Raw genomic sequence first — 17589 nt, forward strand, 5'->3', positions numbered from 1 at the left:
ATGCGCCGTCTGCTCGCCGTCGCCGCCGGCATCGCCACGGCCCTCGCCGGCGTCTTCGTGCTCGCCCAGCCCGCGCAGGCCGCGACGCTGACCGAGGTGACGAACTTCGGCACCAACCCCAGCGGGCTGCGGATGCACATCTTCGTGCCCGACAACGTGCAGGCGAAGCCGCCGATCCTGGTGGCCGTGCACTACTGCACCGGCTCGGGCCCGGCGTTCTACTCCGGCACCGAGTTCGCGTCGCTGGCCGCGCAGTACGGCTTCATCGTCGTCTACCCATCGGCCACCCGCAGCGGCAACTGCTTCGACGTCTCGTCGCCGCAGGCACTCACCCGCGGCGGCGGGAGCGACCCGGTCGGCATCATGTCGATGGTCACCTACACCGAGCAGCACTACAACGGCGACCCGAACCGGGTCTACGTCACCGGCGCCTCCTCCGGCGCGATGATGACCAACGTCCTGCTCGGCGACTACCCGGACGTGTTCAAGGCCGGCGCCGCGTTCATGGGCGTGCCGTTCGGCTGCTTCGCCACCACCGACGGCTCGTCGTGGAACAGCCAGTGCTCCTCCGGCCAGCGCATCTACACGCCGCAGCAGTGGGGCGACATGGTCCGGGCCGCCTACCCGGGCTACTCCGGCCCGCGCCCGCGGATGCAGGTGTGGCACGGCACGACCGACACCACCCTCGCCTACCCGAACTTCGGCGAGGAGATCAAGCAGTGGACGAACGTGCTCGGCGTCAGCCAGACGCCGGCGCTGACCGACACCCCGCGCTCGGGCTGGACCCGCACCCGCTACGGCAGCGCGAGCGTCGCGCCGCCGGTCGAGGGCATCAGCGTCAGCGGCGTCGGGCACTCCCTGCCGCTGGCCGGGCAGGCCGCGATGGCGATCGAGTTCATGGGCCTCAACACCCAGGGCACCACGCCCCGGCCCTCGTCCTCGTCGGCGTCGCCGCGTCCGTCCGCCTCCTCGGCCTCGCCGTCCGTGTCGCCCTCCGGCCCGGGTGGCGGCACCGGCGGCTGCACGGCGACCACGTCGGTCAACCAGTGGCCGGGCGGCTTCGTCGTCACCGTCCGCGTCACCGCCGGCGCGGCGGCCATCAACGCCTGGAGCGTCGGGCTCACACTGCCGGGCGACGCCACCGTCACCAGCACCTGGAACGTCACCCGCACCGGCAACACCTGGAGCAACGTCTCCTACAACGGGCACGTGAACGCGGGCCAGTACACCGAGTTCGGCATCCAGGGCACCGGCACCGCCGGCACCCTGACGCCCACCTGCTCGGCCTCCTGACCCACCGCACGGCCGCCGCGGTCGCCCGGTGCCGATAGGCTGCGGGCATGGCTGACGACGCCGACGCGATCGCGGCGGTCGTGCGGGAGATCCTGGCTGTCGTACCGGCCGGCTGCACCTGGCTGCGGCCGGTCCACGACGCCGCGGGCGAGGTGTCGGACTTCCTCGTCGCGGCCACCAGCGTCGCCGGCGCCGACCTCTACGGCCTCGGAGCCGCACGCGTCGGGCGGTCGATCACGCAGCTGTACCCGACGGTCGAGGGCGGCCCGCTGTGGGCGCTCTACCTGCGGGTGCTGCGCACGGGCGCCCCGGCGACGCTGGACGAATTCCGCTTCGCGCAGCACTCCGCGGGGGTGGCCGCCGACTCCAGCTTCGTGATCAGCGCGCACCCGGTGCTCGGCGGGCTGCTCGTGTGGTGGGAGCGCGTCGACGAGGCGCGGCGCCGCCTGGACCGGACCGAGTCGCTGGGCCGTCTCGGCTGGTCGGAGTACAACCTCGTCACCGGGCGGATGGAGTGGTCGCCGGGGCTGTACCGCATCTTCGAGCGCGACCCGGCCCTGGGCCCGATGCCGCTCGCCGAGCAGTCCGCGGCCGTCGTGCCCGAGGACCGTCCGGTCGCCCAGCTGTCGTGGCAGACCCTCGACGGCGGCTCCCCCGCACGCCCGGGCGACGGCGCGACGGCCGACGTCACCGTGCGCTTCCGGGTCGGGGACGCGGTCAAGCACCTGCGCATCCTGTCCGACCTGGCCCGCGACGCCGGCGGGGCGCCGCTGAAGATCTACGCCGTCGTGCAGGACGTGTCCGCGCGCGAGCGGTCCCGCGGGGCCATCGAGCGGCTCAGCGACCAGCTGCACACGCGCGAGATGACGGCCCTGGCCGAGCACCGCCTCGCGACGCAGCTGCAGCAGCTCATCCAGCCGGTGCCGCGCGAGCCGTTCCCGCTGGACGGGCTGCGGGCCACGGTCGGCTACCTGCCCGCCGGGAGCGCGCTGCGGGTGGGCGGGGACTGGTACCACGCGCAGACCCTCGCCGACGGCTCGGTCGTGCTCGCCGTCGGCGACGTCTCCGGGCACGGCCTCGAGGCCGCCAACGGCATGGCGCACCTGCGCTTCGCCCTCGTCGCGTGGCTGTCCATCGGCATCCGCGAGCCCGGGACGCTGCTGGGCCACATGAACCGGCTCTGCGTGCAGCTCGGCATTACCGGCACCGCGCTCGTCGGGGTCTACGACGCCGACGAGCGCCGGCTCACCTGGGCCCGGGCCGGGCACCGGCCGCCGCTGCTGGCGCGGGGCGGGACCGCCGCCGAGCTGCCGCTGCCGCCGGGGCTGCTGCTCGGGGCGGTGTCGGACGCCGGCTACCCCGCGGTGCAGACCGGGCTGGAGCCGGGCGACGTGGTGCTGCTCTACACCGACGGGCTGGTCGAGCGGCGCACGATGGACGTGCGGACGCACCTGGACTGGGTGAAGGCGGCGCTGTCGGCGGCGACCGGGCCGGGCGTCACCGATCCGCTGCCGGGCCTGCGCGAGGTGCTGCACCGCCCGAGCCCGGACGACGACACGTGCACCCTGGCCGTGCAGGTGCTGGGCGATCCCTAGCCGCTCGCCCGGCCCGGGCCTCGCCGCCGGGTCGCTAGACCCTGTCCTGGCCGATGCCCAGCCGGAGCCGGACGACCGAGCCCCGGGTGTCCGCGAAGCCGGCCACGTGGTCGCACACCATCGCCACGATGGCCAGGCCGCGGCCGCGCACCGCCTCGGCCGCGGGCATCGCCGCGCCGAAGTGCAGCACCGGCCCCTGGTCGAGCACGTCGCAGACGACCTGGCCGGACTCGGACCACAGCTGGACCTCACCGCCCTGCTCGGTGTACTGCAGCGTGTTCGTCGCCAGCTCGTTGACGGCCAGCGTCAGCAGGTCGGCCCGGTCGCGGGACAGCCCGAGCGCGAGCGCGCGGGCGGTCACGAACGCGCGGACGGCGGCCAGGTCGGACACCAGCTGGTAGGCGATCGACTCGCCGGGGAGGGCCGGATGCTCAACCATTGCGGGCACCGTCTCCGCCGGCATCGCCCCGCGGGCTCAGCAGCCCGCCGACGCCGGTGATCTCCAGCACGTGCGCGACCATCCCGGCCGCACCGACGACGCTGAGCTGCCCGCCGCGCTCCTGGGCCGCCCGGAAGGCCGTCACCAGCGCGTGCACGCCGCTGGAGTCCAGGAACGTCAGCCCGCCCAGATCCACCACGACCTGCGGCGATGCCTCCACCGCGGCCATGAGGGCGGCCGTGCACTCCTCGCGGGCCGACAGGTCGCACTCCCCGGAGAGCGCAACCGCCGCCCGGTGCCCGTCGACCGATGTCACCGCCTCGAACCGCGCCATCCGACCGCGGCCCCTTCCTCGGATGTCCGGACCTTCGCGACACATCATGGCATCCGCGGTCGTCGTCGTCCGCCGCGGATGCCACACGCGTCCCGGACGCGCCCGCCCGCGAGGTTCAGGCCCGTCGCCGCGCGGCCCGGACCAGTACAAAGCCGACGCACACCAGGGCCAGCCCGGTCCAGCCGACGCCGGCGACGCCGACGCCGGTCACGGCCAGCACCGGGCGCCGGTGGAGCCCCGCGTCGAGCACCACGGACCCGCCCCCGGCGATCGTGATCACGTCGGAGACCCCGAAGACGGCCGGCCCGCCCCCGTCCGTGAACGGCACGAAGTCGCAGTCGCGGCCGCGGTCGTTCCCGGCCCCGGCGCGCGTGAACACCCACTCGACGGCCGGGATGTTCCCGTTGCCGTCGACGCGCCCGGCCCCCATGAGCACGACGACGGTCCCCGCCGGCAGGCCGCTCACGGCGTACGTCCCGTCGCGCCCGGTCACCGCCAGCCGCACGTCGCCGCCGCCGGTGTCGCGCGCCCGCACCCGGTCGACCAGCTGCTTGATGACGTCCGCCCGGGCCGCCCCGGCGAGCTCCCCGACGGCGAAGACGGCGACGGGCAGCCCGGCGATGCCCGGCTCGCCGCTCTGCCGGATGCCGTCACGGTTGCGGTCGTTCCAGGCCCGCCCGCGCACCGACACGACCGCCGCGGCCGCCGACGCCCGGCCGGCCGCGGAGGCCGACGGCACCGCCATCGCGCGCGGCCCCCCGGCCGAAGCCGACGGCACCGCCATCGCCCGCGGCCCCCGGCCGAACCGGACGCCGACGGCACCGCCATCGCCCGCGGCCCCCGGCCGAACCGGACGCCGACGGCACCGCCATCGCCCGCGGCCCCCGGCCGAACCGGACGCCGACGGCACCGCCATCGCGCGCGGCCGCCCGGCCGAACCGGACGCCGAGGCCGGCGGCACGGCGGCCGGCAGCACGGAACCGGACGGCGCGGGGGATGCGCCGGGCGCGACCGCCTCCGCGTGGGCCGCCGACGCCGGCCCGGCCAGACCGATCACCACCGCCGCCACCGGCGCCAGCATCCGCCGCACCCCAGCCACGCCCCGCTCGCCCATCGCACGTCCACATCGTCCGGACGGGCCACCCGGCGCGGCCCGATGAGACGATAAGCGTGAAATGCCCGATTCGTCGCATCATCGGCGGCCGCGGCGCGCGAGTCCCCGAACGGGTGACCCCGGCCGCGGCGGGTCAGCGGCGGGCGGCGGCGTCGCGGGCGGCGGCGAGGTGGACGCGAGCCAGGGTCAGGGCCTCGTCGTCGCGCGGCTCGGCGCGGGACAGCGCGGCGACCAGGCGCTCGTGCCAGGTGACCGCGAACGCCGGGGCGCCCGCGTCGTCGAAGGCCTCCGCCACCTCGGCCAGGTAGCGCACGGTCGGCGGCGCGTCCGGGCCGTCGCGCCCGGCGAGGAGGGCGAACAGCCGCTCGTACACCTCCTGGGCCGCCGCCTCGTCGCCCGCCGCCAGGTGCGCGTCGGCGAGGTCGTCCAGCGCCTCGTCGGGCTCGCCCTCGGCCGGGTCGAGGTGGACGGGCTCGTAGAGGGGCACGGCGCGCTCGGGGTGGCGGCCGCGCAGGTACACCCGGGCGAGCGTGTCCCGGGCCGCCCGCGTCTCGGGCGCGTCCGGGCCGTGGCGCAGCTCGTGCCACTGCAGCGAGGCCTCGTACTGGGCGGTCGCCGCGCCCAGGGTGCCCATCCGCTCGTAGAGGTCCGCGAGGCGCTCGAGGCTCGCGAGCACGATCGGGGCGCCCGGGCCGTGGACGCGCTCGAGGCTCTCGATCGTGCGGTGGTACTGCCGCTGCGCCCCCAGCAGGCTCCGGTACGCCCGCAGCGCGCCGCGGTGCAGGCTCGCGTAGCGGATCGTGTCCCGCTCGTAGACCGCCGCGAGCGCCAGCCGCAGCCTGACGGTGCGCCGGTGGTCGGGGCCGAGCCCGCGCACGGCGTCGGCGATCGCGCGCCGCAGCAGGTGCCGGGCCGCCGCGGTGTCCCCGGCCCGCTCGTGGGCCTGGGCCAGCCGCAGCCGCGCGTGCGCGGTGACGGCGTGGCGGGGTCCGGCCGAGCGCAGGGCATCGGCCAGCACCGCCGCGAGCACCGTGGCGTCGCCGCCGCCGGCGTGGGCGAGGGCGGCCCGGGTCTCGAGCACCTCGGGGTCGTCGCTCGCCCGGGTGCGCAGCTGCTCGTCGAGGATCGCGGTGAGGTGCGCGGCGGCGACGGCGCGGCGGTCGTCGAGCTCGGCCAGCCGCTCGGCGAGGGCCAGCCGGCCGGTGAGGTCGGGACCGGCGGTGCTCAGGGCGGCCTCGACGGCCGGGCCGAGGCGCTCGCGCTCCGCGCCGGTGCCGGCCTCCCACGCCGCGATGAGGTCCACGATCGGAGGCTACTCCGGCCACACCCGGTGGGGGTGATCTTCCGGTGGGGTGGGAGGGTGTGGGCCATGGTGCTGTTCACCGTCCCGCAGGCGCGGGCGGAGCTGGCTCGCATTCGGCCCTCCCTCGATCAGCTGGTCGCGGTCCGCGCCGACGCGGCCGAGCTGGCGGCGGCCCTCGCGCCGGGCGGGCCGCCCACCGCGCTCGGGGGCATGGCGGAGCTCAAGGCGGCCGAGGCGCTGCTGGACGAGCTGATCACGGCGGTGCGGGCGACCGGGGCGCACCTCAAGGGGCTGGCGCCGCTGCTGGTCGACTTCCCGGCCGAGCTCGACGGGGCCGACGTGCTGCTGTGCTGGCTGGAGGGGGACGCGGGGATCAGCTGGTACCACCGGGTCGACCTCGGCTTCGCGGGCCGGCGGCCGCTGGCGGACTAGGCCGTGTCTGCTGGATTGCGCTTCGCGTGACCGCCCGTCCGGCAGACGCTCGGCCGCGAACCGCTCAGCCGATGTGGGCGCGCACCCACTCGGCCACCCGGCGGGCCGACTCCTCGGGCGGCCCGTCGTCGGTGCGCACGACGGTGCCGGCGGTGGCGCGCAGGTGGGCGGCGAACGCGAGGTGCCGCTCGATCGCCCGCTCGCGCCACCGCAGCCGCGCCTCGAGCCGCGCGGCGCGCACGTCGTCGGCGCAGTCGAGCACCGCGACGTGCACGTCCGTGACCCACCGCCGGCCCGCGAGCCCGTCGAGCTGCTCGCGGGTGAACGGCGCGAGCAGCACCGTGTGCCGCCCGCTCTGCGCCGCCCCATGCGCGACGCTCAGCCACGCGTCGCGCAGTGCGGGCCAGTCGACCTCGCCGAACTCGCAGGCGCGCTCGAACGGCCCGATGAGCCAGTCCCCGTCGAACACGAGGCACTCGGGCAGCCCGCGCACGAGATGGGGCAGCACGGCCGTCTTGCCGGACCCGGACGCGCCGGTGACGACGAAGAGCGGGAGCCGGCGGGCGGGCTCGGTGTGGCCGCAGTCGGGGCAGACCGCGAGATCCCCGTCGGGCGCCATGGCGATCGGGTCGTCGCACCGCTGGCAGAAGTGCACGCCCCGACCCTACCGGCCCCGCGCCCGGCCGCCGGGGTCACACCGCGGGCGCCGGTTCGCGCCGCTGCCGCGCGCTTGGCCGGATGTGCTGTACTGGGCGCCATGACATGGCCACGGCCGACCGGAATCGGTTTTCTCGTCGTCGCGGTGCTCTTCGGCATCGGCGTGCGGGTGGAGATCGGCCACGAGCCGACGAGCTGGGCCCGGGTGACCGTCTACGTCGTGCTGGGCGTCGTCTGCGCCCTCGTCGGGGCGGGGCTCATGGTGCTAGCTCAGAAAGCGGGGAACCGGCGCTAGCGCGCGCCAGGATCCCGCGGATGCGTTCCTGCGCGGCCACGCTGCCGCTCGAGCGGTGCGCGTCCGCGGCCCGCCGCGCCGCCAGCAGCGCCCGCACCCGGTCGCCCCGGCTGAGCTGGATCTCGGCGATCGTGACGAGGGCGTCCGCGCGCAGCATCCGGAACCCGCCCCGCTCGGTGAGCCGCAGCGCGCTGCGGGCGTGCTCGAGCGCCGCGTCGAGCCGGTCGAGGTCGTGCAGCGCCCCGGCGAGCCCGACGGACGCGGCCGCCCGGTGGTACGCCGCGCCGACGCCGTCCAGCAGCGTGCCCGCCTCCCCGTAGAGCTCGGCGGCCCGCTCCGGCCGCCCCACCCCGCGGCTGGCCAGCGCCAGCGCGATGAGGGCCTGCGCGGTGCCGTAGCTGCCCTCGAGGTCCCGGGCGGTGTCGACGGCCGCAGTGGCCAGCTCCAGCGCCCGCTCCGGCCGGCCCAGGTCGGCGTGCACGGCGGCCAGCAGCGACAGGATCGTGGTCTCGTGCAGCCGGTTGCCGACCTCGCGGCACAGCGCCAGGGCCCGCTGGGCGAGCTCGAGGGCGTCGGTGAGGCGGCCCAGCGCCTGGTAGGTCGCGGCCAGGGACTCCAGCAGGTACGCCGTGGTCCGCGACGCCTCCCCGAGCGTCTCGGCCATGCGCAGCCCCTCGTCGAGGCACTCGGTGGCGTCGGCGAGCCGGCCGGTCACGTGATGGTGGTGGCCGAGGGAGTCCAGGAACGCGACCAGCAGCGAGGTCGAGCCGTGCTCGCGGGCCAGCCTGATCGCGCCGGTGTGCTGCTCCAGGGCGTCGTCGGGCCGGCCGAGCTCGTCGTAGAAGATGCCGAGGTTGTTGCGCGCGCACGCCAGGCCCTCGACCCAGCCGCCGGTCTCGGCCAGGCGGATCGCGCAGCGCAGCGACTCGACCGCCTCGTCGTGCCGGCACAGCCACTGGTTGGCGTGCGCGAGGCCGATGAGCATCGCGGCCTGCCCGTTGACGTCGGCGTAGATCTCCGCGGCGGCGAGCCCGGCCCGGCTGACCACGAGCCACGCGAACAGGTGGCCGCCCTGGGCCAGGAAGCCGCGCATCGCGTCGGCGAGCCGCCACGCCATCTGCGGGTAGGCGTCGGCGACCGCGTGGCGGACCATCGACACGAGGTTCTGCCGCTCGGCCTCCAGCCAGGCCCGGGCCTGGGCGGTGCCGCAGAACGTGGCCACCGGCGCGGACCCTGCGTAGGGCAGCCGCACGAGCTGCGGATAGAGCTGCCGGGCGGCGGCGTCGAGGGTGCCCAGGTACCAGTCGTAGACGCGCCGCAGCGCCGCCGTGCGCTCCTCGGCGGAGTCGTCGGCCGTCGCGCGGGCCCGCGCGTAGGAGCGCAGCAGGTCGTGGAAGGTGAACCGGTCCGGCGCCGGCTCGACGACCAGGTGCGCGGCCGCGAGCCGGTCGAGCAGCCCCGCCGCCTCGGCCCCGCAGAGCCCGGCCAGGGCCCCGGCCGCGGCGGCCGTGAAGTCGTTGCCCGGCACCAGGCCCAGCAGGCGGAACAGCCGCTGGGCGTCGGGCGGCACGGAGCGGTACGACACCTCCAGGGCGCTGTGCACGGCCCGCTCCCCGTCGACGGCCAGGGCCGTGAGCGGGTCGGCGGCGCGCAGCTGGGCCACGTGCGCGGCGATCCCGCGGTGCGGGTGGTTGATGAGGTCGGCGGCGCTGATCCGCAGCGCGAGCGGCAGGTAGGCGCAGGCCGCGGCGAGCTCGGCGGCCGCCTCCGCCTCGGCGGCGACCCGGTCCGCGCCGAGCATGTCGCTCAGCAGTGCCCGCGCCTGCTCCGGCGGCAGGATGTCCAGCGTGATCCGCCGGGCCCCGTCGTGTGCGACGAGTCCGGTGAGCCGGTCCCGGGTCGTCACCACCACCAGGCAGCCCTGGCCGCCGGGCAGCAGCGGGCGCACCTGCTCGACCGAGCGGGCGTTGTCGAGGAACAGCAGCACGCGGCGGCTGGCCAGCATGGATCGGTACAGCGCGGAGGCCGCCCCCACGTCGTCGGGCACCCGGTCCTCCCGCACCCCCAGCGAGCGCAGCAGCGCGCCGAGGGCCTCGATCGGCGGCACCGGCCGGTCGCGGGAGGCGTAGCCGTGCAGGTTCACGTAGAGCTGCCCGTCGGGGAAGCGGCCCGCCACCCGGTGCGCCCAGTGCACGGCGAGGGCCGTCTTGCCGACCCCGGCCGTGCCCGCGATCGCCGTCACCACGACCGGTCCTCCGCCACCGGCCGCCTCGGGCAGCATCGCGTCGAGCCGGGCGAGCTCCTCGGTCCGCCCGACGAACCCGGCCACGTCCGCGGGCAGCTCCGCCGGCGTCGGCGGCCGCGGCGCGACCGGCCGCGGCGGCTGCCCCGCCATGACCGCGGGCATGACCGCGGGATCGGCCGCGGAAGCGGCCGCGGGCGGGGCCGGCTCGGGCGCCGACGGCTCCGGCTGCAGGTCGGCGCGCAGGATGCGGCCGTGCAGCTCGCGCAGGTGGGCGCCGGGCTCCAGGCCGAAGGAGTCGCGCAGGGTGCGCCGCAGCTGCTCGTAGGAGTCGAGCGCGGCGACCCGGCGGCCCTCCCGGTGCAGGGCGACCATGAGCTGGCCCCGCAGCCGCTCGCGCAGCGGGTGCTCGGCGACGAGCTGGGTCAGCTCGGCGATGCGCTCGTGGTGGCGGCCCGCGGCCAGTTCCACGTCCATGAGCTCCTCGGTCGCGGCCAGCCGCAGCTCGTCGAGCGGGTCGGTGACCCGCCGCCGCAGCCAGGGCCCGGCCACGTCGGCCAGCGCCGGGCCGCGCCACAGCCGCAGGGCGGTGCGCAGGAACGCGGCCGCCCGGTCCGGGTGATCCGCGGTGCGGGCCCGGGCCACCAGCATCTTGAACCGGGCCACGTCGACCTGCTCGGGGGCGACCTCGAGGGCGTAGCTGTCGCCCTTGGTCACCAGGCGCACGCCGTGCGCGGCGGCGTCGGCGGCGTTGAGGTGGCCCCGCAGCCGGGCGACCACCACCTGCAGCGCGGCGCGCGGGTCGGGCGGCGGCTCGCCCTCCCAGATCAGCTCGGCCAGCCGCTCGTTGTGGATGGGGCGGCCGTTCTCCAGCAGCAGCAACGCCAGCAGGCAGCGTTCCTGGCGCCAGCCGAGCTTGACCGGGCGGCCGGCGATGTCCGCTTCGACCGCGCCGAGTAATCGAAACTGCACGATCGAACACTATCGCTTGATCGGCCACTCGTTCGGGTCCGTCGGATTCGAGATACGTAAACCCCGGTGAGTGAATGGCACCGCAGGCGAACCGCAAGCGGGCACCGCAGGCGACCGCAACCACGGCGCAGGGGCAGGCGTCGATAGTCATCCGCCATGCGGACCTATCAACTGGGCCGCGGGCCGAACCGGCCCGTCGGCGGCGTGGACGTGTTCCGGTGGGACGGCTACGACGGCGTGGGCGCGCTGCCGTTCCGCGCGATGTGGTACCAGGTGCCGGCGGGCGGGGTGAGCCCGGAGGACCAGCACCCGGAGCTGGAGCTGTCGATCGTCGTGCGGGGCGACGCCGCCGTCGAGGTGGACGGCGGGGAACCGGTCGATGTGCGGACCGGCGACGCATTCCTGCTCGAATCCGGCGAACGGCACGTGGTGCACAACCGGCGCCCCGACGAGCCCCTGGTCGTGTTCAGCGCCTACTGGTACGCGCAGGCCGGCAATGACTGAGCCCGAGCCGCTGGTGGACGTCGTGTCCATCCCGCCGCCGACCGCCAACGGCCCGCTGCACGTCGGGCACCTCTCCGGCCCCTACCTCGCCGCCGACTTCGCCGCCCGGGCCGCCCGCGCCCGCGGCGAGCACGTGCTGGCCATGGCCGGCGTCGACGTGCACCAGAACTACGTGCTGACCCGGGCCGAGCTCGACGGCGTCGACGTGGACAAGATGGTCGACGGCTACCGCGACGAGATCGTGGAGGCGTTCCGGCGGGCCCGGATCGAGTACGACGCCTTCGTCGACCCCCGCGCCCCCGGCTACGCCCCGGCGATGGCCACGATGGCCGCCCGCCTCGTCGAGCGCGGCGCCCTGCCCCTGCGCGAGCTGGAGCTGCACCGCTGCGCCGGCTGCGCCCGGACCCTGCACCACTCCTACGTCGAGGGCCTGTGCGGCGCCTGCGGCCACGAGGCCTGCGGCGGCGGCTGCGAGGGCTGCGGCGGCTTCACCTCGGCCCAGACGATGGTCGAGGTGCGCTGCGCCCGCTGCGGCGGCGCCCCGGTGCCGTTCACGGCCGCCGTGCCGGTGCTCGACCTCGAGGCCCACCGCCCCGCGCTGCAGTCGCTGTGGCTGCGCGCCGAGCTGCCCGTCGACGTGCGCGCGCTCATCGACACGGCCCTCGCCCGGCCCCTGCCGGCCATCCCGGCCGCCTACCCGACCGACTGGGGCGTCGCCGGCACCGGACCGATCGACGGCATGCGCCTCGACGTGTACGTCGAGGTCTGCCTGAACTTCGTGCGCGGCGTGGCCCAGGCCCTGCGGCCGGGCGTGGCCGAGGACCCCGCGGCCTTCGCCGAGGTGTGGAACCGCCGGGTGCGCGGCATGTGGAACTTCTACGGCATCGACAACGCCTACTTCTACGGCATCATGTGGCCGGCCCTGCTCGCGACCGCGGGCGTGGACCTCGGCCGCCTCGCCGGGATGAGCGTGGTGAACCGGTTCTTCACGCTCGACGGGTTCAAGTTCTCCACCAGCCGCAACCACGCGGTGTGGGCCAACGACCTGCTCGCCGACGCCGACCCGGGGATCGTGCGGCTGTTCCTGGCGTTCAACCGGCCCGACCGGGTCGGCAGCGACTTCACCCGCGAGACGTTCGAGGCGTTCGCCGCCCACGTCCGGCCGCTGCTCGACGGCGTGCGCACCGAGGGCGCCCTGCCCCCGGCGCTGCTGGCGGCCGAGCGGCAGCGGGGCGAGCTGGCGCTGCGCTATACCGACTTCGACGCCCCGCTCGCCGCCCGCGCCCTGCTGGCCCTGCTCGCCGCGGGCAGCGACGACGCCGCGACGCTGCGGGCCGTGCTCACCGGCCGGCGCTGATGCGGGTCGGCATCGTCGGCGCCGGCATCGCCGGCTCCCTGCTCGCGTGGCGGCTCGCGCGGGCCGGGATCGACGTGGAGCTCGCCACCGGCCCGCCCGGCCTGCGCGACGCGACGAGCGTCTCCGGCGGGGCGGTGCGCGGCTACGAGCCGCACCCCGAGCAGCGCGAGCTGGCCGTGGCGAGCCTCGCGGAGCTGCGCGCGGACGCGGACCTGCGGCGCTGGGCGGACTTCCGGCCGTGGCCGTCGGTGATCGTCGGGCCCGCGGACGAGCGGGCCCTGGCCGGCCTCGACGCCCGGATCGTCGGCGAGCGGGAGCTGACCGAGCTCGGCTGGGCGTCCCTCGCGCCCGGCACGACCGCGGTGCGCGACGACTCCGGCGGGCGCATCGACCCGGCCGCCCTGCGCGCCGCGGTGCTGGCGGACCTGGCCGGGCGGCCGGCGGTGCGCATCGGCGTGCGGCTGGCCCGCGAGCCCGACGTGCTCGTCTACGCCGCCGGCGCGTGGACGCCCGCGCTGCTGGGCCGGGCCGGGCTCGACGCGCTCGGGCTGCGGGTCAAGGCGATCCGGTACACCGTGCACCGCTGCCGCGGCCCCCTCCCGCCGATCTTCGCCGACGGCCCGCTCTACGGCATCCCGCTCGGCGACGACCTGCTGCTGGCGGGCGTGGCCGGCGAGGAGTGGGGCGTCGCGCCCGGCGACCCGCCGCCCCGGCCGCCTGCCGACGTCGCCCGGCTGCTGCGCCGCCGGCTGCCCGGGCTGCGCCTCGGCCCGCCCGTGCGCCGGGCCGACGCCACCGACTGCTACGCCGACCCGCCCGTGCTGCGCCTGCGGGAGGTGCCCGGCACCGGCGGCCGGGTGCGGGCGTTCACCGGCGGCTCCGGCGGCGCGGCCAAGACCGCGCTCGCGGCCAGCGCCCGCGCCGCCGAGCAGATCCTGGCCGGGGCGCGGCACGACCGCGCCCCGGCCCTCCCCCAACACCCCCAGGAGGAATCGCGTGTCCAGCAATGACGTGCCCGAGTACCACGTGGCCGGGATCGGGGCCGGTCCGGCCAACCTGAGCCTCGCCGCCCTGTTCCCCGCCGCGAGCCTCGGCCGCATCGCGCTCTTCGACAACCAGCCCGGCCCGGCCTGGCACCCGGCGCTGCTGAGCCCGGGCGTGCGGATGCAGACGTCGTGGATGAAGGACCTCGTCTCGCTCGTCGACCCGCAGCACCGGCTCACGTTCATGAACTACCTGGTCACCTCGGGCCGGCTCTTCGCCCTGCTCAACGCCCAGTTCGACACGATCCCGCGGCTGGAGTACGTGCGGTACCTCACCTGGGCCGCCCGCCGCATCGAGGGCATCCACTACGACACCGCCATCGAGCGGGTCACCTGGACCGGCGACGGGTTCGAGCTCTTCGCCGGCGGCCGCCCGGTCGCCCGCGCCCACCACCTGTCGATCGGCGTCGGCACCCGGGCCACCCGCCCGGAGTGGATGCGCGGGCTGCCGGAGCACGCCGTGTTCATCGCCGACGAGCTCACCGGCCGGCTCGACGCCCTCCGCGGCGACCTCGCCGCCCCGATCGCCGTCGTCGGCGGCGGGCAGACCGGCCTCGAGTGCGTGCTCAAGCTCATCGGCGCCGGCTTCACCGACGTGCGCTGGCTCGGCCGGCGGCAGTGGTTCCAGACCATCGACGACTCCCCGGTCGCCAACGAGTTCTACCGCCCGGCCCACCAGCAGTTCCTGCAGCAGCTGTCCCGCGGCACCCGGCGCCGGCTCGTGGTCGAGCAGGGCCCGACCGGCGACGCGCTCACGCCCGGGGCGCTGCGGGTGCTGTACCAGGCCAACTACGACCGCATGCTGGACCTCGACCGGTTCCCGGCGGTGCTGTACCCGGGCCGCGACGTCGTGTCCGTCGGCGTCGAGGCCGGGGCCGGCGGCGACGAGCTCGTCATGCGCTGCGACACCCCCGGCGGCCGCGAGGAGCACCGCGCCCGGCACATCGTCGTGGCCGTGGGCCGCGAGGCGAGCCCGGTGCCGTTCGACGACGACCTGGCCGAGCGCGTCGAGTACGACGACGACGGCGACATGCTCATCGAGCCCGACTACTCGCTGCGCTGGAAGGGCATGAACGGGCACCGCATCTTCGTGCTCAACCGGGCGCGGTACAGCCACGGCGTCCCGGACGCGAACCTCACCCTGCTGCCGGTGCGGGCCGCGACCGTCATCAACGCGATGGCCGGGCGGGCCGTGTTCAACGTCATCGACAAGCTGTGCCCGGTGCGGTGGATCGCATGAACCGCTACGAGGGCCTGCTCGTGCAGCCGGAGGAGCCCAACGGCGCGCTGGGCCGCTACCACCAGGACGGTTCGCTGGTCTGGGCCGAGTTCGAGGGCGGCCCCGTGCGCAGCGGCCGGCTCGTCGGCACGTGCGGCGACGACGGCGTCATCAGCGCGGCCTACTGCCAGGTCATGGCCGACGGAGCGGTGGTCGCCGGCACCTGCGTGAGCACCCCGGACCGCCTCGCCGACGGGCGGCTGCGGCTGACCGAGCGGTGGCGGCGCGCCGACGGCTCGGCCGGGGTGTCGCGCATCGAGGAGGTGCGGGCATGACCGCGGCGGACAGGCCGCTCGTGCTGCTGGTCGGCACCGGGCACAAGGACTACCGGCGGTACCTGCTGGAGGAGATCGCGCCGCACTACCGCCTGCACCTCGTCAGCCCCGCCGCGCCCACCTGGGAGGAGCCGTACCTCGCCGGCTCGACCCAGGTGGCCGACCTGAGCGACGCCGACGCGCTGACGGTCGCGGCCAAGGACGCCGGCGACGTGTCCGGGGTGCTGTGCTGGGACGAGGCGTTCGTGCTGCCGGTGGCCCGCGTCGCCGAGGCCCTCGGCCTGCCCGGCCCGGGCTCGGCCGCCGTGGCCGCCTGCCGCGACAAGCACCTGACCCGCACCGCGCTCGCCGCGGCCGGGGTCGCGCAGCCGGAGTCGGTGCTCGTCGCCTCCGTCGGCGACGCCCTGGCCGCGGCCGGGCGGATCGGCTACCCGGTCGTGCTCAAGCCCCGGGCGCTGGCGGCCAGCCTCGGCGTCGTGCGCGTCGACACGCCCGCGCAGCTCGAGGCGAACTTCGCGTTCGCGCGGGACACCACGGTGCCCGGGGCGCCCGCCTACGAGGTCTCGGTGCTCGTCGAGCGCTTCGCCGACGGCCCCGAGATCTCCGTCGACGCGGTCGTGCACCGGGGGCGCGTGACGCCGATGGTGCTGGCCCGCAAGGAGCTCGGCTACCCGCCGTACTTCGAGGAGCTCGGGCACCTCGTGGACGCGGCCGACCCGCTGCTGCGCGACGAGGCGATCGGGGCGCTCCTGCAGGCCACCCACGACGCCCTGGGCTTCGCCGACGGCGTGACCCACACCGAGCTGCGGCTCACCCCCGCCGGCCCGGTCGTCATCGAGGTCAACGCGCGCCTCGGCGGCGACCTGATCCCCTACCTCGGATCCCGGGCCACCGGCGTCACCCCCGGGCTCGCCGCCGCGGCGGCCTGCTGCGGCATCGAGCCGCCGGTGCGCCCGGGCCGGGCGCTGACCGCCGGGGTGCGGTTCCTCTACGCCGAGCGCGAGGACACCCGCATCGCGGCCATCGGCTTCGCCGGCGAGCCGCTGCCGGCGGCGGTGGACCGCATGGTGCTCGTGGCGGGGCCGGGCACCGTGGCCTCGCCGCCGCCGAAGGGCACCACCATGGGCCGGCTCGGGTTCGTCACCGCCGTGGCGCCCACGGCCGGCGAGGTCGCGGCCGCGCTCGACGCCGCCGCGGCCGACCTGCGGGTGACGTCGTGACCGGGGTCGCCGGCGTCGAGGCCGAGCCGCGCGCGGAGCCGGCCGACGCCGGGGTGCTCGCCACGCTGCGGGCCACCCCGGCGCCGGTGCGGGCCCTGCTCGCCGGCGTGCTCGTCAACCAGCTCGGGACGTTCTTCCAGGCGTACCTCGTGCTGTTCCTCACCGCCCGCGGATTCTCCTCGGCCCAGGCCGGCTGGGCCCTCGGCGTCTACGGCGCCGGCCTGGTCACCGGGCTGCTGGCCGGCGGCGCGCTCGGCGACCGGCTCGGGCCGCGCCCGACGACGCTGCTGAGCATGGCCGGCTCCGCGGTGCTGCTGCCGGCCGTGCTGTACCTGCACCGGTACGCGGCCGTGCTCGTCGTCGTCGCGCTGGTCGGGGCGACCACGCAGCTGTTCCGCCCGGCCGCCTCGGCGATGCTGGCCACGCACACCGCCAAGCCGCGCCGCGTGATGATCTTCGCGGTGTACCGGCTGGTGCAGAACATCGGCGCCACCACCGCCCCGCTGCTCGGCGCGGTGCTCGTGGCCGTCTCCTACGACCTGCTGTACTGGGTCGAGGCGGCCTCCACGGCGGCGTTCGCGGTCCTGGCCGTGTTCCTGTTCCCGCGCGGCCGCGGCGAGCACGCGCCGGAGCGCGGGGACCGGGGCGGCTACCTGCCGGTGCTGCGGGACCGCCGCTACACGCTGTTCCTGCTCGCCATGTTCCTCAACGTCTTCGTCTACGTGCAGTACGTCGCCGTGCTGCCCCTGGCGATGCGCTCGGCCGGCCTGACGACCGGCTGGTACGCGGCGATGCTGTCGCTCAACGGGTGCATGGTGGTGGCGTTCGAGCTGCTCATGACCAAGGTGACCCAGCGCCGAGCGCCGCGCTACGTGGCCGCGGCCGGGTTCGCGCTGCTGGCGCTCGGGCACTCGCTGTACGGCTTGCAGTGGGGCGTCGCCGCGTTCGTGGCGGGCACCGTCGTGTGGTCGCTGGCCGAGCTGATCGGCGGGCCGACGATGTTCGCCTACCCGGCCCTGGCCGCGCCCGATGAGCTGCTGAGCCGCTACCAGGGCGCGGCCCAGGCGATGTACGGCCTCGGCACGGTCCTCGGGCCGGTCTGCGGCGTCGCGCTGTGGCTCGCGCTCGGCCCGCCGGTGTGGTGGGTCTTCGGCCTGACCAGCCTGGCCGGGCTGGCCGCGGCCTGGTTCGGGATGCGCCGCGCCGGCGCCGCCCACGAGTCCTGAGGAGGGAAG

The 17589-nt window shown here is 76.3% G+C and carries 17 protein-coding genes; 11 read left to right on the forward strand and 6 right to left on the reverse strand.

Features of this window, described 5'->3' with window-relative positions; genetic code table 11:
• Both ACQP1P_RS30760 and ACQP1P_RS30765 read left to right on the forward strand, forming a co-directional pair.
• Positions 1 to 1293, forward strand: coding sequence for an extracellular catalytic domain type 1 short-chain-length polyhydroxyalkanoate depolymerase (locus ACQP1P_RS30760; RefSeq protein WP_433076077.1), 1293 nt, complete (start codon positions 1 to 3; stop codon positions 1291 to 1293).
• Positions 1294 to 1340: 47 nt separating this feature from the next.
• On the forward strand, positions 1341 to 2888 hold the full coding sequence (locus tag ACQP1P_RS30765) for a PP2C family protein-serine/threonine phosphatase (protein ID WP_433076079.1): 1548 nt from the start codon (positions 1341 to 1343) through the stop codon (positions 2886 to 2888).
• Positions 2889 to 2922: 34 nt separating this feature from the next.
• On the opposite strand, the gene ACQP1P_RS30770 is transcribed toward ACQP1P_RS30765, so the two are convergent.
• The 4 genes from ACQP1P_RS30770 to ACQP1P_RS30785 all read right to left on the reverse strand — a co-directional run bounded on the left by ACQP1P_RS30770 (position 2923) and on the right by ACQP1P_RS30785 (position 6078).
• Positions 2923 to 3327, reverse strand: coding sequence for an ATP-binding protein (locus ACQP1P_RS30770; protein ID WP_433076081.1), 405 nt, complete (start codon positions 3325 to 3327; stop codon positions 2923 to 2925).
• Positions 3320 to 3661, reverse strand: coding sequence for an STAS domain-containing protein (locus ACQP1P_RS30775; RefSeq protein WP_433076082.1), 342 nt, complete (start codon positions 3659 to 3661; stop codon positions 3320 to 3322). The genes ACQP1P_RS30770 and ACQP1P_RS30775 overlap by 8 nt, the downstream gene beginning before the upstream one ends.
• A gap of 115 nt (positions 3662 to 3776) precedes the next feature.
• On the reverse strand, positions 3777 to 4406 hold the full coding sequence (locus ACQP1P_RS30780) for a hypothetical protein (RefSeq protein ID WP_433076084.1): 630 nt from the start codon (positions 4404 to 4406) through the stop codon (positions 3777 to 3779).
• 502 nt (positions 4407 to 4908) lie between these two features.
• A complete protein-coding gene (locus tag ACQP1P_RS30785; RefSeq protein WP_433076086.1) occupies positions 4909 to 6078 on the reverse strand; it encodes a tetratricopeptide repeat protein in 1170 nt (389 codons plus the stop codon).
• 66 nt (positions 6079 to 6144) lie between these two features.
• Between ACQP1P_RS30785 and ACQP1P_RS30790 the strand changes: the two genes are divergently transcribed.
• A complete protein-coding gene (locus ACQP1P_RS30790; RefSeq protein ID WP_433076088.1) occupies positions 6145 to 6510 on the forward strand; it encodes a DUF2203 domain-containing protein in 366 nt (121 codons plus the stop codon).
• A gap of 64 nt (positions 6511 to 6574) precedes the next feature.
• On the opposite strand, the gene ACQP1P_RS30795 is transcribed toward ACQP1P_RS30790, so the two are convergent.
• Positions 6575 to 7165: a hypothetical protein gene (locus ACQP1P_RS30795; RefSeq protein ID WP_433076090.1), complete on the reverse strand. Its 591-nt coding sequence runs from the start codon at positions 7163 to 7165 to the stop codon at positions 6575 to 6577.
• Positions 7166 to 7267: 102 nt separating this feature from the next.
• Between ACQP1P_RS30795 and ACQP1P_RS30800 the strand changes: the two genes are divergently transcribed.
• Entirely contained in the window at positions 7268 to 7462 is a 195-nt protein-coding gene (locus ACQP1P_RS30800; protein WP_433076092.1) for a hypothetical protein, read from the forward strand.
• On the opposite strand, the gene ACQP1P_RS30805 is transcribed toward ACQP1P_RS30800, so the two are convergent.
• Positions 7425 to 10676, reverse strand: a complete 3252-nt coding sequence (locus tag ACQP1P_RS30805; RefSeq protein ID WP_433076094.1) for a BTAD domain-containing putative transcriptional regulator — start codon at positions 10674 to 10676, stop codon at positions 7425 to 7427. The genes ACQP1P_RS30800 and ACQP1P_RS30805 overlap by 38 nt on opposite strands.
• A 156-nt stretch (positions 10677 to 10832) precedes the next feature.
• Between ACQP1P_RS30805 and ACQP1P_RS30810 the strand changes: the two genes are divergently transcribed.
• The 7 genes from ACQP1P_RS30810 to ACQP1P_RS30840 are packed head-to-tail and all read left to right on the forward strand — an operon-like array spanning position 10833 to position 17580.
• A complete protein-coding gene (locus ACQP1P_RS30810; RefSeq protein ID WP_433076096.1) occupies positions 10833 to 11180 on the forward strand; it encodes a cupin domain-containing protein in 348 nt (115 codons plus the stop codon).
• Positions 11173 to 12537, forward strand: a complete 1365-nt coding sequence (locus tag ACQP1P_RS30815; protein ID WP_433076098.1) for a class I tRNA ligase family protein — start codon at positions 11173 to 11175, stop codon at positions 12535 to 12537. The genes ACQP1P_RS30810 and ACQP1P_RS30815 overlap by 8 nt, the downstream gene beginning before the upstream one ends.
• On the forward strand, positions 12537 to 13547 hold the full coding sequence (locus ACQP1P_RS30820; RefSeq protein ID WP_433076100.1) for an NAD(P)/FAD-dependent oxidoreductase: 1011 nt from the start codon (positions 12537 to 12539) through the stop codon (positions 13545 to 13547). The genes ACQP1P_RS30815 and ACQP1P_RS30820 overlap by 1 nt, the downstream gene beginning before the upstream one ends.
• Complete coding sequence (locus tag ACQP1P_RS30825; protein WP_433076101.1) at positions 13534 to 14820, forward strand: SidA/IucD/PvdA family monooxygenase; 1287 nt, start codon at positions 13534 to 13536, stop codon at positions 14818 to 14820. Before ACQP1P_RS30820 ends, ACQP1P_RS30825 begins: the two co-directional genes overlap by 14 nt.
• A complete protein-coding gene (locus ACQP1P_RS30830) occupies positions 14817 to 15134 on the forward strand; it encodes a hypothetical protein (protein ID WP_433076103.1) in 318 nt (105 codons plus the stop codon). Before ACQP1P_RS30825 ends, ACQP1P_RS30830 begins: the two co-directional genes overlap by 4 nt.
• Entirely contained in the window at positions 15131 to 16354 is a 1224-nt protein-coding gene (locus ACQP1P_RS30835; protein ID WP_433076105.1) for an ATP-grasp domain-containing protein, read from the forward strand. The genes ACQP1P_RS30830 and ACQP1P_RS30835 overlap by 4 nt, the downstream gene beginning before the upstream one ends.
• Entirely contained in the window at positions 16351 to 17580 is a 1230-nt protein-coding gene (locus ACQP1P_RS30840; protein WP_433076107.1) for an MFS transporter, read from the forward strand. Before ACQP1P_RS30835 ends, ACQP1P_RS30840 begins: the two co-directional genes overlap by 4 nt.
• The last annotated feature ends 9 nt before the right edge of the window (positions 17581 to 17589 follow it).

It is taken from the genome of Dactylosporangium sp. CA-052675, assembly GCF_050947935.1.
Taxonomy (GTDB): Bacteria; Actinomycetota; Actinomycetes; order Mycobacteriales; family Micromonosporaceae; genus Dactylosporangium.

Excerpts from the sequence above, each read along its gene's own strand:
- ACQP1P_RS30800 (WP_433076092.1), top strand. The coding sequence starts at position 7,268 with ATGACATGGCCACGGCCGACCGGAATCGGTTTTCTCGTCGTCGCGGTG.
- ACQP1P_RS30770 (WP_433076081.1), bottom strand. The coding sequence starts at position 3,327 with ATGGTTGAGCATCCGGCCCTCCCCGGCGAGTCGATCGCCTACCAGCTG.
- ACQP1P_RS30760 (WP_433076077.1), top strand. The coding sequence starts at position 1 with ATGCGCCGTCTGCTCGCCGTCGCCGCCGGCATCGCCACGGCCCTCGCC.
- ACQP1P_RS30830 (WP_433076103.1), top strand. The coding sequence starts at position 14,817 with ATGAACCGCTACGAGGGCCTGCTCGTGCAGCCGGAGGAGCCCAACGGC.
- ACQP1P_RS30815 (WP_433076098.1), top strand. The coding sequence starts at position 11,173 with ATGACTGAGCCCGAGCCGCTGGTGGACGTCGTGTCCATCCCGCCGCCG.
- ACQP1P_RS30810 (WP_433076096.1), top strand. The coding sequence starts at position 10,833 with ATGCGGACCTATCAACTGGGCCGCGGGCCGAACCGGCCCGTCGGCGGC.
- ACQP1P_RS30835 (WP_433076105.1), top strand. The coding sequence starts at position 15,131 with ATGACCGCGGCGGACAGGCCGCTCGTGCTGCTGGTCGGCACCGGGCAC.
- ACQP1P_RS30775 (WP_433076082.1), bottom strand. The coding sequence starts at position 3,661 with ATGGCGCGGTTCGAGGCGGTGACATCGGTCGACGGGCACCGGGCGGCG.
- ACQP1P_RS30765 (WP_433076079.1), top strand. The coding sequence starts at position 1,341 with ATGGCTGACGACGCCGACGCGATCGCGGCGGTCGTGCGGGAGATCCTG.
- ACQP1P_RS30820 (WP_433076100.1), top strand. The coding sequence starts at position 12,537 with ATGCGGGTCGGCATCGTCGGCGCCGGCATCGCCGGCTCCCTGCTCGCG.
- ACQP1P_RS30790 (WP_433076088.1), top strand. The coding sequence starts at position 6,145 with ATGGTGCTGTTCACCGTCCCGCAGGCGCGGGCGGAGCTGGCTCGCATT.
- ACQP1P_RS30780 (WP_433076084.1), bottom strand. The coding sequence starts at position 4,406 with ATGGCGGTGCCGTCGGCCTCCGCGGCCGGCCGGGCGTCGGCGGCCGCG.